1 protein-coding gene is annotated in these 376 nt (G+C 35.4%); it reads right to left on the bottom strand.

Annotated features, from left to right (window positions below; genetic code table 11):
* Window positions 1–287 (bottom strand): toll/interleukin-1 receptor domain-containing protein (locus ACT3XD_RS19760; RefSeq protein WP_444280719.1); only part of this gene is annotated, 287 nt, incomplete at its 3' end.
* Window positions 288–376: the final 89 nt, after the last annotated feature.

Raw genomic sequence — 376 nt, 5'->3', positions numbered from 1 at the left:
ACAGGAATGACGCGCGCCTCTCCTTTAGCATGCCGTTCAAGAGCATGTTTAACTTCAACATCGTAGCAATAGTCTGAATTAATAAAGTCGGGACTAACCAATAATAGAATAATATTACAATCTTCAAAGTGATGATTTATCTCGCCATGCAATTCAGCTCCTGCTGTAATCCTTCGATCATGCCAAGTATCAATTAAACCCAGCCTTTTTAAAGGCATCAAGTGTTTTTCTAATTCATTCCTTAACTCTTCATCTGCATGAGAGTATGAAAAAACAAGTTTAGCCACAATTAACTCCTTTAAATATCAAATCAGCTTATTGTAACTAGATTCACCATAATATTTTATATACTCCTTTGCAGCATACGAATCCATCA

Source organism: Halomonas sp. AOP7-B1-5 (assembly GCF_052353045.1).
GTDB lineage: Bacteria > Pseudomonadota > Gammaproteobacteria > Pseudomonadales > Halomonadaceae > Vreelandella > Vreelandella colorata.
The sequence above is the reverse complement of the archived record's forward strand: the minus strand, read 5'-3'. Positions and strand labels throughout refer to the sequence as shown.